Source organism: Glutamicibacter sp. AOP12-B1-11, from assembly GCF_052379245.1.
Taxonomy (GTDB): domain Bacteria; phylum Actinomycetota; class Actinomycetes; order Actinomycetales; family Micrococcaceae; genus Glutamicibacter.
Window position 1 is genome coordinate 56,959 of sequence record NZ_JBQSYL010000024.1, and the last position, 16,325, is coordinate 73,283.

General features: G+C 56.6%; 9 protein-coding genes and 3 tRNA genes. 9 read left to right on the top strand and 3 right to left on the bottom strand.

The features are described 5' to 3' along the window. Window positions 1-112: 112 nt before the first annotated feature. The 3 genes from nudC to ACT3UQ_RS14475 all read left to right on the top strand — a co-directional run bounded on the left by nudC (window position 113) and on the right by ACT3UQ_RS14475 (window position 3,885). On the top strand, window positions 113-1,042 hold the full coding sequence (nudC, locus tag ACT3UQ_RS14465; protein WP_444637377.1) for an NAD(+) diphosphatase: 930 nt from the start codon (window positions 113-115) through the stop codon (window positions 1,040-1,042). Then, window positions 1,039-3,162 (top strand): ATP-dependent DNA helicase UvrD2, encoded by a 2,124-nt coding sequence (locus ACT3UQ_RS14470; RefSeq protein ID WP_096284610.1) that lies wholly within the window; start codon window positions 1,039-1,041, stop codon window positions 3,160-3,162. The genes nudC and ACT3UQ_RS14470 overlap by 4 nt, the downstream gene beginning before the upstream one ends. A 111-nt stretch (window positions 3,163-3,273) precedes the next feature. After that, window positions 3,274-3,885, top strand: a complete 612-nt coding sequence (locus tag ACT3UQ_RS14475) for a M48 metallopeptidase family protein (protein WP_096284612.1) — start codon at window positions 3,274-3,276, stop codon at window positions 3,883-3,885. Between the two features lie 89 nt (window positions 3,886-3,974). Here ACT3UQ_RS14475 and ACT3UQ_RS14480 read toward each other — a convergent pair whose 3' ends face one another. Further along, window positions 3,975-5,396, bottom strand: a complete 1,422-nt coding sequence (locus ACT3UQ_RS14480; RefSeq protein WP_096284615.1) for a zinc-dependent metalloprotease — start codon at window positions 5,394-5,396, stop codon at window positions 3,975-3,977. Window positions 5,397-5,649: 253 nt separating this feature from the next. Between ACT3UQ_RS14480 and ACT3UQ_RS14485 the strand changes: the two genes are divergently transcribed. The 5 genes from ACT3UQ_RS14485 to ACT3UQ_RS14505 all read left to right on the top strand — a co-directional run bounded on the left by ACT3UQ_RS14485 (window position 5,650) and on the right by ACT3UQ_RS14505 (window position 11,475). Next, on the top strand, window positions 5,650-6,690 hold the full coding sequence (locus ACT3UQ_RS14485) for a YlbL family protein (protein WP_096284617.1): 1,041 nt from the start codon (window positions 5,650-5,652) through the stop codon (window positions 6,688-6,690). 115 nt (window positions 6,691-6,805) lie between these two features. Then, the gene (locus ACT3UQ_RS14490) at window positions 6,806-9,847 is read left to right on the top strand and encodes a UPF0182 family membrane protein (RefSeq protein ID WP_105568851.1); all 3,042 of its coding nucleotides are present in this window, start codon (window positions 6,806-6,808) and stop codon (window positions 9,845-9,847) included. Window positions 9,848-9,913: 66 nt separating this feature from the next. Further along, window positions 9,914-9,987, top strand: a tRNA-Met gene (locus ACT3UQ_RS14495). A 586-nt stretch (window positions 9,988-10,573) separates the two neighbouring features. Continuing rightward, window positions 10,574-10,647 (top strand) — tRNA-Met (locus ACT3UQ_RS14500). 754 nt (window positions 10,648-11,401) lie between these two features. Beyond that, window positions 11,402-11,475: transfer RNA gene (locus tag ACT3UQ_RS14505), tRNA-Met, on the top strand. 124 nt (window positions 11,476-11,599) lie between these two features. On the opposite strand, the gene ACT3UQ_RS14510 is transcribed toward ACT3UQ_RS14505, so the two are convergent. Beyond that, entirely contained in the window at window positions 11,600-12,331 is a 732-nt protein-coding gene (locus ACT3UQ_RS14510; protein WP_096284621.1) for a PspA/IM30 family protein, read from the bottom strand. A gap of 68 nt (window positions 12,332-12,399) precedes the next feature. Beyond that, entirely contained in the window at window positions 12,400-14,469 is a 2,070-nt protein-coding gene (locus ACT3UQ_RS14515; protein ID WP_444629368.1) for a TPM domain-containing protein, read from the bottom strand. A gap of 240 nt (window positions 14,470-14,709) precedes the next feature. On the opposite strand from ACT3UQ_RS14515, the gene ACT3UQ_RS14520 reads away from it, so the two are divergent. Beyond that, window positions 14,710-16,275, top strand: coding sequence for a trypsin-like peptidase domain-containing protein (locus ACT3UQ_RS14520; protein WP_444637378.1), 1,566 nt, complete (start codon window positions 14,710-14,712; stop codon window positions 16,273-16,275). Window positions 16,276-16,325 lie beyond the last annotated feature (50 nt).

The following is a 16,325-nucleotide window of genomic DNA, read 5'->3' on the forward strand; positions in this document are numbered from 1 at the left end:
GATGGCTAGTTTCAACGCACATGACGGCAGATGCGATTTAGATCATTCGCAATTGTTTTCACCGTGAAGCCAAACCAAGCCAGTGCTCAGCGAATTGCACTAGGTTAGGAGTATGGCGTTGGCAGAAAAATATCGATTACCACTCACCTCATTGAGCTTCGCACGATCCGTGTATGAGCGTCCGGTGACCGAGCATGACCAGCCTGACCTGCTACCACAGGTCATGGCCGATCCGCAGAGTCGAGTGATGCTGCTTTCCGAGCTTGGTGCTGCGCTAAACGGCGAATCGTTGTTTTTGATCCCAGGCCCGGACTATCAGGCCTCTGGGCAGGAAAAATTCGTCTACCTCGGCCGTGACATGCAGCACTTATTTGTTTTAGCTATTGTCGACTCCTCGGTGCTTGATGAACGGACCGAGTCATCATGGACCACGCTGCGAGACGCATTTAATGTTCTCGATGCGGCTCAGGCCGAGTTGTTTGTTGAGGCCCAGGCAATAGCCAACTGGAGACGCAACGAAGTGTTCTGTCCCCGGTGCGGTTCCGAACTTCGGTCCTCTACCTCCGGTTGGGTGCAACGCTGCGTGGACAATGGCCACGAGCTGTTCCCGCGCACCGACCCGGCGGTGATCGCCGCCATCGTCGATTCCGAAGATCGTTTGCTGCTCGGTGCCAACAGCATGTTCAAATCCAAGATGTACTCGGTCCTAGCTGGTTTTGTCGAAGCAGGAGAATCACTTGAGTCTGCGGTGCGTCGAGAGATCTTTGAGGAATCAGGGGTACACGTAGGCGATGTTGCCTACCGTGGGTCCCAGCCATGGCCAATGCCGCGCTCACTCATGCTGGGTTTCACCGGCGAGGCACTGAGCACGCAGCTGGTACCTGACGGTGCCGAGATACTCGACCTTCGCTGGTTCACCCGCGAACAACTCGGCTCCGAATTGAGCGCCGGCACCCTGCAAATTCCGCGCGGTATTTCCATCGCACACGCACTGATCCGTAACTGGTACGGAGAAGCCCTCCCGGAGGCCCCAAGCAAGTGACCGAGCAAGAAAATATAACGGCCCCCGATCTTTTGGCAGGGCTTGACGCCGAACAGCGGCTCGCGGCCGAGACCCTGAGCGGCCCAATATGCATCCTTGCCGGTGCCGGGACCGGCAAAACCCGCGCCATCACACACCGCATAGCGCACGGTGTGCATACCGGGGTCTACAACCCGACCAGCGTGCTGGCCCTGACCTTCACGACCCGTGCCGCATCCGAGATGCGCACACGGCTTCGCTTGCTGGGGGCGCCGGGCGTCCAGACCCGGACATTCCACGCCGCTGCGCTTCGGCAGCTGCAGTACTTCTGGCCGCAGTCGGTCGGTGGGACGTTGCCAAACTTGGTGGAGCACAAGGCGCCGCTCATCGCTGAATCCGCGCGCCGACTTCGAATTTCGAGCGACCGCGCCATGGTGCGCGACCTTGCCTCCGAAATCGAATGGGCCAAGGTATCGATGCATTCTCCCGAAAGCTACGCCAAGGTCGCTGCCAGCAGAGATCTGCCCAACGGCTTGGAACCGGTGAGCATGGCACGCATCTTCCAAACCTATGAGGAACTCAAAGACGACCGTAGCGTGATCGACTTTGAAGATGTTTTGCTGCTTACCAGCGCAATTCTTGAAGAAGACGAGAAAGTCGCTGCCAACGTCAGGTCCCAGTATCGACATTTCGTGGTGGATGAGTACCAGGATGTTTCGCCGCTGCAACAGCGGCTGCTCGACCTGTGGCTCGGTGGGCGCGACGAACTGTGTGTGGTGGGCGATGCCTCCCAGACGATCTATTCGTTCACCGGTGCCCGACCTGATTACCTGTTGAACTTCGGCACCCGATTCCCCGAAGCAACCGTCGTCAAGCTCGTGCGTGACTACCGTTCGACACCCGAGGTGGTGAATCTGGCGAATAAGGTGTTGTCCATGCGCCGGATAGAAACTTCGATGCCTGATCCGACCGTCATTTGGCCAGAACCCTTGGAACTCATTGCCCAGCGCGAGCATGGACCCAGTCCTGAATTTTTCGAGGCTGCCGACGATGAACAGGAAGCGGATGAGGTTGCACAACGCATCAAGGCGCTAGTCAAAGACGGGCAAGACGTCTCTGAAATCTCGGTGCTATACCGCACCAACGGTCAGTCTCAAGCCTTTGAACAAGCGCTCACGGCGCACGGAATTTCCTACGTCATGCGTGGCGCCGAGCGGTTTTTCTCGAGGCGTGAAGTCAAAGAGGGAATGCTTGCACTCCGCGCCGCATTAAATGTTGCAGGAGACTTGTCGGTGCCTCAGCTGGTGCGCGATGTGCTCTCCTCGCACGGGTATGCTCCGGAAGCTCCCACCGGCAGCACCGGTGCGGTACGCCAACGGTGGGAATCGTTATCCGCCCTCGTGCGACTGGCCGACGACCTGGTTGCCGGCAAAGGCGACCAGGGGCACGAAGTGACCTTGCGCGATGTGGTCCGCGAACTTGAAGAACGCGCCGCGACTCAACATGCGCCGACCTTGGACGGCGTCACGCTCGCGTCCTTCCACGCGGCGAAGGGCCTTGAATGGGACGTTGTTTTCTTGGCAGGCCTCAGCGAGGGACTCGTACCGATCACCTATGCGAAGGACCAGGCTGGCTACGATGAAGAACGTAGGCTGCTCTACGTAGGAATTACTCGTGCGCGCATACGGCTCTACCTGTCGTGGTCCTTAGCCCGGACCCCGGGTGGCCGGGCGCATCGATATCCGTCGAGATTCCTGGACGGGATTAAATCTGTGCGGCAGGCCAGCAGCCGGCAGCAAGCACCGGTTCGCCGCAAGCAGCAGAAACTCACGCCATCTGTTTGCGCCGGTTGCGGATCATTTTTGACCACTGCGAAGGAACGGAAACTCAAACGATGTTCCTCTTGCCCCGCCGCGTACGACGAAGCGCTCTTTGAGCAGCTGCGTAGCTGGCGAGCCTCGGTGGCCCAGAGCAATTCGATTCCCGCATTTGTGATTTTCACCGATGCGACGCTCATGGCAATCTCGGAGCATCGACCGAATTCGGTCCAAGGGCTGGGCAAAATCTCAGGAGTGGGGCGCAGCAAACTTGAACGCTACGGTGAAGCGGTACTGGCGGTTTTGGCCGAATACCAAGGCTAGTTATCGACAGCTCGCAGGGAATGAAAAATCGGTTCACCTACGTGGACCTATGGTGAGCTCATAAGCGACAAACCATCGCAAACCTGTGAAGGATAGAAGTGGAGGCACCCGATGCCGGCATACCCTCAGACCGTTGATTTTATCGCCGCGGATGACATCCCGGTCCGTATCGTACGTTCGAGCAAACGAAAGAAGACCATCTCCTCGCAATGGCGCGAGGACCGGTTGGTCGTTCAGGTGCCCGCGGCGCTGAATGAAAGCACGGAGCGCGCATTCGTGGACGAAATGCTCAAGAAATACCGCCAGCGTAAGAGCCGACAATCGGCGGCCGTCACCGAGGACTCGTTGATGGAACGGGCCACATATTTGGACCTAAGGTATCTTGATGGGCTGGCTAATCCGGTATCGGTGCGTTGGGTCAATAATCAAAATAAACGGTGGGGCTCTGCCACCCCAATCCAGCGGACCATCCGACTTTCCGCCAAACTGAAGTATGCCCCGAATTGGGTGCAAGACTATGTTTTGGTCCATGAGCTAGTCCATTTGGCAACGCCGGGCCAAGGGCACGGAAAAAGGTTCCAGGATCTGCTGGACCGGTTCGAAAGAAGAGCCGAAGCGGACCAGTATCTCGCCGGATTCAGCGCAGGTTTCCGCGCACATGCCAAAGAAAACGGACAGACCGATACCGAAACTGGCGGGTTTGACGATCTCGACGACGAGTGACCTGCGATTTTGAGGTCCGCTCCAACGAAAAGTAGGGGGTCCAAGCAGCTTGAGCTGCTTGGACCCCTTACTTACATCAGAGCTCTTAGTTAGTTCTTCGGATCGTCTGGATTAGAATCCTCAGGGTTTTCGACTTCAGGTTCCGGCTTATCGAATCCGCCATCGAGTAGCTTGCCTAGCGCGGCGTCAAACTCGTCATATTCAGATGCAGCCGACTCTCGGCGCTTGGTAAAGCCCGCCGGCTCGCTGAGATCTTCGGCCGTAGGCATCAAATCGGGGTGGTCCCAAATAGCATCTCGGCCTTCGGTACCACGTTCCTCATGGAGATGTTCCCAGAGGGCGGCAGCCTCACGAAGCTTGCGCGGACGCAGTTCCAAGCCGACCAGCGAAGCAAATGCTGATTCAGCAGGACCACCAGAGGCACGGCGACGGCGCATGGTTTCTCGAAGGTGAGCCGCGAATGGCAAGTTGGCGGCCGCGAGCGACACAACGTGGTCGACCCAACCTTCGATCAGTGCCAGCGTCAGTTCGAGATTTTCAAGTGCCTTTTCCTGCTGGCCTGTGCGCTCTGGCGTAAACAGCCCTTCGCCGAGCAGTTCCTGCAGGTTCTCCGGATTTGACGGATCGATGCCGCGAACTGCTTCTTCGACACGTGACATATCGATATGAATGCCACGTGAGTAAGACTCGACCGCTCCGATGAGTTTCGAAGAAAGCCATGGAACCCGATTGAATAGTCGCGCATGAGCGTGCTCGCGCAGAATCACGTAGAGCAGCACTTCCTGCTCAGGGATTTCCAACCCCTCGCCAAAGTTGGCGACGTTGGCGGCGACCAGGCCGGGTGTCGTTCCTGCCAGGGGCAACCCGATATCGGTGCCTCCAAGCACATCCTTGGCTAAGCCGCCTAGGGCAGTTCCCAGCTGCATTCCAAACATGCTGGAACCAAGATTTCGGAACATCGCATCGGAGTTGCCGAGCATGCCCTTCATCTCTTCTGGGATTTGGTCCTTCATTGCGCTGGTGATTGCACGGGTCACGGATTCGGCCACCGGTTCGGTGACCTTCTTCCAAACACCCAAAGTTTTGTCGTACCAGCGTTTGCGAGTCCAGACTTCGGTAGCTTCGCCCTTGGACTCAAAAGCCGTGGCGTTATTGAGCCACAGATCGGCCAGATAGGAAGCGTCGACAATGGCGCTTTTGCGCGAGTCAGAAACTTCGGGGTCTTCACCGGCATAGGACTGAAGCGCGGTATCCGAAGCAAGCTTCCAATTCACCGGCCCTTCAGAGGCATTGTTCTGCATCATTGCCGACATCATTGCTTGTGCCTGCTGCATCATTTGCTGCATAGCGGCGGGATCCTGTGAACCCATCGCTTCGCGAAGCTGAGGCGGGAGATCGTTTGGGTCGAAACTGCCACCGAAGAGCTGTGAGAACATCGCTGACATTGGATCCTGCGGATTGTTTTCGTCGTCGTCACCGTCGGGTCGGTTATTCGGAGGGTTCTGTGCCATGTCATTAAAAGTACCCCCTACGCCTGAGAGTTCACATCGATGCAAGCCTGAGTTCGCTTTCGGCACATCGAATACTCCTTATAGCTGATGAAGTTCTGCATGGGCTTTCAGTAGGCTAGAGGGGGTGGCGTTTGTGAAAGCGCCCCTGAAATATTTTTGAGCGGCGGGAGCAAGGTCAGTGCACGAACAGGAACCATCATCCACGAAGGGCGCGAGCCCGAATTTGGGTACGCAAGTTCCTGGTTCCAAGCCCGTGAAAACCACGATCGCAGGGACACTAGCCCTGCTGTTGGTTGGTCTGATCCTCTTCTTACCCACCAACTTTGTCGTGCGCACACCTGGACCAGTGCTGAACACGCTGGGGGAGTACGAGGGCAAGGAGCTCATCACCATCGACGGTGCCAAGAGCTTTCAGTCCAACAGCATTTTGGACATGACGACCATTTACGTTCAAGGCGGTGGGCAGAATCGGGTGTCAACCCCGGTGATTCTCGAAGCGCTATTTAATCCGAACAAAGATATCGTCCCGGAAGAGACCATGATTCCGCGTGGAGTTACTAGCGAAGAACGTGGCGCGGCCAACGATTCGATGATGGTTTCTTCACAAGAATTGTCGATTGCAGCAGCCATGAATGAGCTGGGGCACGAATATTCCACTTGGTTGGAAGTCGCGGATTTCTCCACGGATACCAATAGGGATTCATTAAAGCCAGGAGATAGGTTGCTGGGGTTCGAAGGGAAACCAGTATCCAACTTGGAAGACTTGAAGGCAGACCTCAATGAGCGTGGAGATCAGCCAAGCACGATGACGGTTCGCAGGGCCTCCGGTGAGGGTGAGCCGAAGGAGACTGAGGTCAGCGTCACCACGTCAGCCAATGCAGAAGGCTCTCGCCAGCTTGGGGTCTACTTGAGCACCGCCTTTGATTTTCCCATCGACGTGAAATTTGGCGTGGAAGAGGTCGGAGGCCCGAGCGCCGGCATGATGTTCGCCTTGGCGATCATTGATCGGTTGACCGAAGGATCGCTGGCCGGAGAGAATCACATCGCCGGGACCGGAGAGATTACCGCCGAGGGCAAAGTCGGGCCTATCGGAGGGATTGCCCAGAAGATGGTCGCCGCGAAGGCAGATGGTGCGACGGTCTTCCTAGCGCCGTCAGAGAACTGCTCGGATGTACAAGGACGAGTGCCGAACGGGCTGCATGTCGTCAAGGTGGGCACGCTGCATGAAGCACGGCAGGCGCTGACAAAAATTGAGCAAGGAGCCGACCCCACCACGTTGGAATCCTGCTCATAGATCCACTCGACACCGTTCATACAACTTGGTGTCTGAAGCTTAGTAAGTACAGTGATAGATATACGAGTTCTGGCGCTAGCAAAGGCGTGCGGGACATTTAGGTAAGGAATGAATAGTGTCATACGGATCGGATAGTCCGTTCGGGGGTCCACCGAGACCCCAAGGGCCGCAACAACCTTCTAAGCCCGCAAATAAAAAGGCGTCTCCACTGACGCTGACGGTATTTGCGGTGGTCATCTTGGTGGCCGTGTTTGTCTTCCTCTCGAACTTCTACGCAGATATCCTCTGGTTCAATCAGCTGGGATTCTCGGAAGTCTATTGGACCGAGCGCATCGCCAAACTCATCATCTTCTTCATCGCGTTGGTCTTGATGGCCGTGCCGATGTGGTTCTCTATGCGCAGCGCGTACAAGCATCGCCCTGTCTACGCACCGGAGACGAGTCGTCCAGACTCCATGTCCCGCTACCAAGCGCAGCTCGAACCGGTTCGCCGTTTCCTCATGATCGGCATTCCTGCAGTGGTGGGTTTGTTCTCAGCCATCGCGGTAGCCGGACAATGGCAGACCATTATGTTGTTCCTCAACCGGGTTCCATTCGGATCCACCGATCCGCAGTTCAATATGGACCTGGGATTCTTTATCTTCACCCTGCCATTCATCGGATTGATCACCGGATTCTTGATTTCTGTAGTTCTGCTCGGCGGAGTTGCAGGATTGCTAACGCATTATCTCTACGGTGGCATTCGCGTTGAAGAACGTGGCGGCATCACGGTGGGCAAGGCTGCCCGCGTGCATACCGCAGTGGTCGTGGCAGTGTTCTTGCTACTCCAGGCTGTCAATTTCTGGATCTCTCAGTACGAGACGCTTAACAATCAGTCCGGGCGCGTAGCCGGTGCACTGTACAAAGACGTTCACGCGGTTATCCCTGCACGGATGATTCTGGCAATTGTCGCAATTCTGATCGCAGTTACCTTCGTGATTGCGGCGTTCAACGGTCGCTGGCGCTTGCCACTGATTGGTACCGCAATGCTCGTGGTGACGATGATTGTCGCCGGCGGCGTTTACCCATTCCTGATACAGCAGTACCAAGTGGTTCCTTCGCAGCGTACGTTGGAACGCGAATATATTGATCGAAATATCCAGATGACGCGTGAGGCCTTTGGCTTGGACGATGTCGAAGTCACTCCGTACGACGCCAAGGTCAGCACCGAGAAGAACGCGTTGGCTAAGGAAACGGAAACAACGGCGAATATTCGCTTGTTGGACCCTAACTTGGTTTCTGCCGCATTTGCGCAGCTGCAACAGTTCCGTGGGTACTACACCTTCCCTGAAACTTTGAATGTTGACCGCTACGAAATTGACGGAAAAGTCGAAGACACGGTTATCGCCGCACGTGAAGTCAACGTCAACCCCAATGACACCTGGGTGAACCAGCACATTACCTACACCCACGGTTACGGGCTGGTTGCTGCTTACGGTAACCGCGTAGCTGCCGGTGGCCGCCCCGACTTTATGCTCGGAGGCATTCCGTCCACCGGTGATTTGATCACCGAAGAAGAATACGAGCCGCGCATTTACTTCGGTGAGAACTCTCCTGAGTACTCGGTAGTTGGCGGTCCGGAAGGCTGGACCGATCAGGAGCTTGACCGTCCAAGCGCTGGTGGCGAGGGCGAAGACACCCGCTACACCTTCCAGGGAGAGGGCGGCCCTAACGTAGGCAACCTGTTCAACCGTGTGGTGTTTGCGTTGAAGTTCGCTTCTACAGACCTATTGCTCTCCAACGCGGTCAACGATGAATCACAGATTCTGTACGACCGTAACCCGCGCGATCGCGTGAGCAAGGTAGCCCCGTACCTGACGCTCGATTCCAGTGCCTACCCGGCAATTATCGATGGGCGAGTCAAATGGATCGTCGACGGCTACACCACCTCAAATGATTTCCCCTATGCACAGCAGCAGCAGATTGAATCGGCTGTTTCCGACTCGCTGACTAACGCTTCAGATTTCGATCGATTGTCGGGTCGCGTGAACTATATGCGTAACTCGGTCAAGGCTACCGTTGACGCCTACGACGGCAAGGTTGATCTGTACGCGTGGGATACCGAAGACCCAATCTTGCAGGCTTGGCAAAAGGTCTTCCCAACTGCCGTCCAGCCGCTGGATAACATTTCCGGTGATCTGATGGAGCACGTGCGTTACCCGGAAGATATGTTCAAGGTTCAGCGCGAAGTCCTCACGACTTACCACGTTGATGACCCCGACGCGTTCTACGAGTCCAATGACGCGTGGGCGGTGCCGGATGATCCGACCTCTTCAACTCAGGGAGTGAAGCAGCCTCCTTACTTCCTGTCATTGAAGATGCCAACTCAAGATGCGGCATCGTTCTCGCTGACTTCCACCTTCATTCCACAGGCAGCAGCCAACGGGCAACAGCGTAACGTGCTGTTCGGCTTCCTATCAGCGAATGCAGACGCGGGCAGTGAAGATGGCGTGAAGACAGAAGACTACGGCAAGCTTCGCTTGTTGGAGCTCCCTCGCGATACGGCAGTACCTGGCCCAGGCCAGGCACAGCAGAACTTTGATACCAACCCACGTGTGACCACAGAGTTGAACCTGTTGCGCCAGGGTGCTTCCGAGGTGAAGAGCGGTAACCTGCTCTCGCTGCCAGTCGGCGGCGGTATCCTCTACGTTCAGCCGGTATATGTTCAGTCCTCGGGCCAGACCAGTTACCCAACCTTGCGTAAGGTGCTAGTTGCCTTCGGTGACCAGGTTGGCTTCGCGAATACGCTCTCAGAAGCTCTCGACGAGGTCTTTGGTGGCGATTCGGGCGCCGTAACCGGTGAGAACGGTGATGGTGCGACACCAGAAGAACAGCCGGGGGAGAGCGAACAGCCTACGCAGTCTGAAACCCAGAAGCTAACGGATGCTCTGGATGCGGCAAATGCCGCGATCCAGAAGTCTGACGAAGCTCTGAAGGCTGGCGACTTCGCCACCTACGGCGAAGCACAGAAGGAACTTCAGGAGGCCCTGAGCCGTGCCTTGGAAGCTGACGCTGCCATCAACGGCGAAGCTGCCCCGGAAGGTGAAGTACAGACTAGCTCCGAAGCCCCGGAAGCTCCGAGCGAGTCCGCTGAGCCTAACGACGCTAATAACGGATAGTCATGTTCGTAAGCTGAACCCCCGATTTGCATTCCACTCCGCGATGATGAAGAATAGTCTAGTCATCGCGGGGTGGAGCAGTTCGGTAGCTCGCCGGGCTCATAACCCGGAGGTCATAGGTTCAAATCCTATCCCCGCCACTTATGGGACAAGTCGAGAATGATTCGGCGATGACCAAGCAAAATCCCCCAGTCTTCGGACTGGGGGATTTTGCTTTTCTGCAGCTTAAATAGGGATCCTCTTTTCAACGCTCCGTACGCGCCCGAATGATGAATTTGGGTACGCGATACCAAGGGAAGGGCTAAGCGGGGATCGGCGGCAAGCTCACCGCCGCGCAGCGGTGCGGTGACGCAATATGCACGAATGAGGAAGCACCTCTGGTAGGTCCCTAATCCGCGGCACAGGCCTTGGCGGTTCGTGGCCCCATCGTTCCGGTTCATTGGTTGAGGCTGAACCCTAAGCAGGTACGAAGCTAGAAGCTAGTTGCGCCACGCTATAGGCCTTCGCATTCAACGGATTGACTCTCCGCAGCGACCAGCGGGCAAGCAGCATTTTCCGTAATGTACCCATGCAAGCCCGAATGCGGTGCGGCCGATCAGCGGCAGCTTCGAGCAAGAAGCAGAAACTTTTAGAGCAACTTCCCGGGCTTAGAATCGCCTTGTGACTAAGGACATGTCAGCTCAATTAGGCATGAGGTTTACTAGTTGGTAATGTTGTATTTACCGACGCGGGGTGGAGCAGTTCGGTAGCTCGCCGGGCTCATAACCCGGAGGTCATAGGTTCAAATCCTATCCCCGCCACAGAGAAAAAGTGGAGATCCGAATGGATCTCCACTTTTGCTTTAAGCCATGAGCTGGTGATCCGGCATCGTTACCGGGGAGTAATTCCTCCAAGCCAGGGGGCCATAACGCGCCGACCAGCGTTCACGACTTCGAAACGGGCATGAGCCGGACTTCGAAAGCAAGCTGCGTGAGGTCCAGAAACCCCGAACTCGCCTGACTGTGGGTAGATTCTTCGCTCCTACGGATAGTTCTATGCCGACATGCTTTTGCCCGAGGGCGCATGTGGTGGCCGGGGCCCTCGGCTTCGCCGGCGAGCCTCAAGTCTTATTCGACTAGCTTAGGATTCGGAGAAAACTACACGCTATTTGCCGGCTAAGGGCTCACCTGCCGGCGCGATGCGATGAACTGAGGAAAACAATCTCAGTTGGGGGTAGTGGCTGCAGGGTCAATTGATCTGTCCTGCGTTCTGGAATCATAGGACGTTGGGCTGCGCCGGTCTAGCGCTATTTCTTGAAGCCTGAATTTAACGTCAAGAAAAGTGTTGGGCTTGGCTACTCGGATTAGCTCTCATTCAATGAATTCCATTTAGCAGGTGATCCGCCCCAGGAAGTCCGCGTTCAGATCAATTTTTAGGCACCATAATCGATCTCCGATCCATGCATTGAGAACCGTTGATTTTCGCCGCTTAGGCCGACATAGCACCACTGTGATGTACGACATGGCCCCTCGATTCGCCATACGGTTTACGAGTTGGTAATGTTGTATTTACCGACGCGGGGTGGAGCAGTTCGGTAGCTCGCCGGGCTCATAACCCGGAGGTCATAGGTTCAAATCCTATCCCCGCCACAGAGAAAAAGTGGAGATCCGAATGGATCTCCACTTTTGTTTTAACTCATGGAACTGAACGAAAAGAAAGGCGCCGGAACGGAAATATCATTCTGACCCGGCGCCACTATTCATTTCGATGAGCTTAGCTCTCCAAGGCTCCGGTCTGGTTGGCCTTCAGAGCCGCCAGGCGAGCCTCAACCTCAGTCTGTTCACCAAGATCCTCCAAGGACTCAAACTGAGCGTCCAGACTCGACGAGGCGAGTTCGGAAGCACCGATCACCTTTGCCTCTTCACGGCGAATCTTTTCCTCGAACCGGCTGATCTCGCTGGTCGGATCCATGAGGTTCACGGACTTGACGGCTTCGTTGACCTGGTTCTGTGCATGGGCAGCTTTGGAACGAGCGATCAACTCGTCGCGCTTGCTGACAAGTTCAATGCGCTTTTCCTTCATCTGGTTCAAGCCGGTCTTCAGCTTCTCAACGATTTCACGCTGCGAGTTGATGGTCGGGTTGGCGGATTTCATCTCGCTTTCGGACTGCATCTGACGCTGGATCGCTACCTTGGCCAAATTATCAAATTTGGCGGCGTTGGCTGAGTCAGCAGCTGCGCGGAATTCATCAGCCTTATTGGAAGCGGCGAGTGCTTTGGTGCCCCACTCAGTGACCGCCTGTTCGTCCTCGCGGTAGTCATCTTCCAACATTCGCAGGTTGCCAATGGTCTGCGCCACAGCCTGCTCGGCTTCGGCAATGTTGTCGGTGTAGTCGCGGACCATCTGGTCCATCATCTTCTCAGGATCTTCGGCTGAATCTAGGATGGCGTTGATGTTGGCTTTTGCCAGCTGGGCAACGCGTCCGAAAAGTGATTGCTTGGTCATGGTTGGACCTTTCTATACGAAATAGTGCTGCTGAAATTTGCGTACTACTTGGGATAAACCGCGTATCTCTAGAAACTACCGCCGGCTCCGCCTCCGAAGCCTCCACCACCTCCGCCGCCGCCGAACCCGCCGCCGAAGCCTCCGCCACCGCCGCCAAAACCGCCGAAGCCTCCGCCGCCGAAGAATCCGTCGTCACCGCCGTGATTGCCTCCGCCGCGGTTACCGCCGCCGAGTAGCGAGTCAATCAAGATGCCGCCGAGAACGGCTCCGCCGATCCCGTCAAACATACCGCCACGACCACGGTTTCCGCCGCCGAAGCCGCCCAAACCACCATCGCCGCCGAAGCCGTTGACATCCTGCTCAGCCATGCGTGCTGCCTGGTCTGCCAGCTGCACTGCCCGCTGCGCGGCAGCCACCGCTTCGGTGGGGCGCTGTGCCGCTTGGCTTAGTGCCTGATCATAGGAGCGCTGCGCTTCGGCCAGACGAGTACGGGCCGAAGAACGTACGCCGCCACGGCGGGCACGAATGTAGTCTTCCGTTCCCTGAATGCGCGATGCCGCCGTATTCAACAGTGACTGAAGCTGATCGCGCGCCACCCGGTCCTGCTCGGCTCGGTCGCGTAGCGTGCCCAAGGCGGTGGCTAGCGGTTTAGTCGATTCGTCGAGGGCCGAGATCAAGGCCAATGGGTTGTGCTTGCCACCGCGCAATGCCTGCTGGATGTTGCCTAGGGTGCTTTCTACCCCGGCGATGGGACCTGCAAGGTTCGGCTGAGTGCCGTTGGCAACTAGCGCCTTAGCCTGCGCCAGATCCCTGGCGGCCATGGCGACAGCTGACTCCAAATCGGCATCTGCTTGGCGCAGCGAGGCCGCCGATTTGGTGATAGCTTCGAGCAGTACTTCGGCTTGGTCATGAGCTTCTTCAGCATTCTGGATGAGAAGTGCCGCGCCGGAGCGATCCGTATCGAGCTTCTCGCGCGCTTGCTTCAGCACTGAGGCTGCGAACGTTAGTCGTTCCGAAGCTTGCTCGGCGTTATCGGTAATCTGCGAGACGGCGCTGTCATCGTATTTCGAAGTCAGTCCCTCAAGCTCGGACACCCGTTGGGAAAGCCGCTGGGCTAGCGGTTCCTTTTCCGCAGCAACCTCATTGATTCGGGACTCTGCGTTCTGTTCCAACTGGCGAAGATTTTTGAATTCGGCGGCGTGCTCTTGCAACGTGTCATTGACTTGTCCGCACCGATTGATAATTTCACCGAGCCATGAACGTTGCTCTTCTTCGGTGTCGGGGATGTGATCATCGAGCTGTTGCTGCAGTCGGAAGGACTCAACCAGATGGGTCTTGGCCTCGATGAGGTCCGTAGAAAAGACCTTGATGGCATCTGGGCCGTACTGAGCTTCAGCGAAACCGAGTTCTTGCTCAGAAGATCGTATGGAATCGTCTGCCGCGACCAGCAACTGGTCAGCCTGCAAACGTAGCTTATCCAGCGACTCAAGCTGCTGGGGCTGATGACCGTTGAGATTGCCGTGGTTCTGCGGTAGCTGGTTGGTCTTCGTCTTGCTGCGCCGCGATAGCATCACGTAGGCGCCCACTGCCACGCCGCCAACAAGCAACAGAACCCAGAAGATGCCGCCACCGGAGCCGGACGAGCCGCTAGCGCTGCCCCCCTCGGATACATTTGCGATGCCCTCAATAGCGCCTTCAGCGGCTCCTGCCCAATCTAGTTGGCCGAGAGCCGGAGAGATATGTTCTGAGTAGATCTCTTGAGCCGAGGCATTCAGCGGCCCATTTTGATCGCCGGCAAACCGCGCTTGCTGCTGATCTGTGGCTACGACCAAAATCGCATCCGAGCTGCCCATATTTTTCGTACTCGCAACTTCTTGCATCCATTGGCTAGGATCCGAGGGATTGGTGAATTCATCGACGTAGACAACAAAGAGACTGATTCCAGTCTCGTCCCGAAGTTCTTTAATATCGTTTTCGAGATTGCTTTCATCGCCACCGAGCACCTGCGCGTTGTCGACAACGAAGTCGCCAGGTGGAATGGTGACAGGGGGCTCTGCAAATGCTGGTGCCGACGCTCCCAGCGATAATGCCGCCACCGTTAATGCTGCAGCAGTGACTCGCCGCGCTTTGGAAATCATTGTCGTCCTCACCTGAATTACCGAATCGAACTAATAATTTGACCACTCGTCCGACCACGTTTACCTGCGACTACTTTCACAGCTCAATTTGATTCTATTTGCACGGCAACACAGCGTCCATGCTATTCCGCTGCCAGAATAGTTAACTCACAGCTTGCGCAAAGTCATCCCTCGCAACTGCCACAGTTCGACCCTGAATAATAAGACTCAAGAGATCCGATATTCGAAAGAGGCATGAAGATGAGCCAGACACCGGATGAACCACGAAATAAAAATATGGGCGAACCCGAACAGCCGAAGGATATCGCCCAGACTCCGGAGCATGCGGAGGAACCTCGCGTGAATCTCCCGGAGCCGCAGTCGTCGTCGGATGCCGGCGAGACACGTAGCTATAACCAGGTAAGCCCCGCGTCCAGCGCGGAAGAGCAGCAGACCGACGTTTATTCACGTGCCCATTACCCCACCGAGCAACAGCCGGCCACCGGGGTCTACGGTCAAGGATCCACCGAGCACGCTTCGCAGTCCGGACCGTCCTATGCCGCCGGAGCATATGGCCATGCTGAACAGCAACATTCAAACTACCCAGTTCCGCCAGAACGTGCACCGAAAAAGAAGTTCGCCGGCAGCACGCTGATCGCGGGCATGGTCGCTGCGGCACTTATCGGTGGTGTGACCGCTGCCGGCACCACATACTTCATGGCCGGCGGGAATGATTTGGGCGGTTCCTCGGTGCAGACCCCACAAAACGGTGTGGTGATCAACAATCCAAAGTCCGTCACAGAGGTTACCGCTGCGGCAGCGAAAGCATCGCCTAGCGTGGTCACCATCGAAGCTTCCGGTAGCGGGTCTAGCGGTTCGGGCTCTGGAATCATTCTGGATACCGAAGGTCATATATTGACCAACACGCACGTGGTCACTTTGGGAGGAGAAACCGGCGACCCAACGCTTACCGTTCGCTTGAGCGATGGCAAGGTGCATCAGGCAACGCTCGTTGGCACCGATCCGCTCTCAGATCTTGCGGTCATTAAGGTTGATGTGCCGAACCTCGTGCCCGCGACCTTGGGGAAATCCTCCGAGCTAAACGTTGGTGACACCGCGGTAGCAATTGGCGCGCCATTGGGCCTGAGCGGAACCGTGACCGATGGAATTGTCTCCACGCTCAACCGCACTATTTCGGTGGCATCCTCCGCAGTGCCGGAACAAAACGCGCAGGATGAGGGCGAGGACGGCGGAAGCCAGTTCAACTTCCAATTCCCAGGCATGCCCGAAGGGCAGGACCAGTCCGGGCAAGGCTCGATCTACATCAACGTGATGCAGACCGACGCAGCGATTAACCATGGAAACTCCGGTGGTGCGCTGGTAAATAACAAGGGCGAAATTATTGGCGTGAACGTCGCCATTGCTTCTGGTGGAGCCGGTGGTGAAGATTCGGGTTCGATTGGCGTCGGGTTCGCGATTCCTGTGGATTACGCTCAGCGTATCGCTCAGGAACTGATCGCCAATGGTAAAGCCACCCACGGTCTGCTGGGCGCAACGGTACAAGCGCAGGGCGCTTCGACTGGATCGAACGCTTCGCAGTTCAGTGTCGGTGCAGCGATCCGGGAGATCTCACCGAATTCGGCGGCCGAGGAAGCCGGTTTGAAATCCGGAGACATCATCACCGGCGTCAACGGACGCGCAATCCAGGATTCCCAGACCTTGACTGCCGCAATTCGAGAGGTGCCAGCTGGCGGCAAAGCCGACATCACCTACACGCGGAACGGTGCCGAAAACAAAGTCTCAGTGACGGTTGGGTCTCTGGAATAGGACAAATAGATCCAAGAAAAGTGACGTGCCGCCGGATACAGGGGCACCGG

What these genes read in the sequence shown, in the direction of transcription:
- nudC (WP_444637377.1), top strand. Translation starts at nt 113, where the DNA reads ATGGCGTTGGCAGAAAAATATCGATTACCACTCACCTCATTGAGCTTC.
- ACT3UQ_RS14475 (WP_096284612.1), top strand. Translation starts at nt 3,274, where the DNA reads ATGCCGGCATACCCTCAGACCGTTGATTTTATCGCCGCGGATGACATC.
- ACT3UQ_RS14480 (WP_096284615.1), bottom strand. Translation starts at nt 5,396, where the DNA reads ATGGCACAGAACCCTCCGAATAACCGACCCGACGGTGACGACGACGAA.
- ACT3UQ_RS14510 (WP_096284621.1), bottom strand. Translation starts at nt 12,331, where the DNA reads ATGACCAAGCAATCACTTTTCGGACGCGTTGCCCAGCTGGCAAAAGCC.
- ACT3UQ_RS14515 (WP_444629368.1), bottom strand. Translation starts at nt 14,469, where the DNA reads ATGATTTCCAAAGCGCGGCGAGTCACTGCTGCAGCATTAACGGTGGCG.
- ACT3UQ_RS14520 (WP_444637378.1), top strand. Translation starts at nt 14,710, where the DNA reads ATGAGCCAGACACCGGATGAACCACGAAATAAAAATATGGGCGAACCC.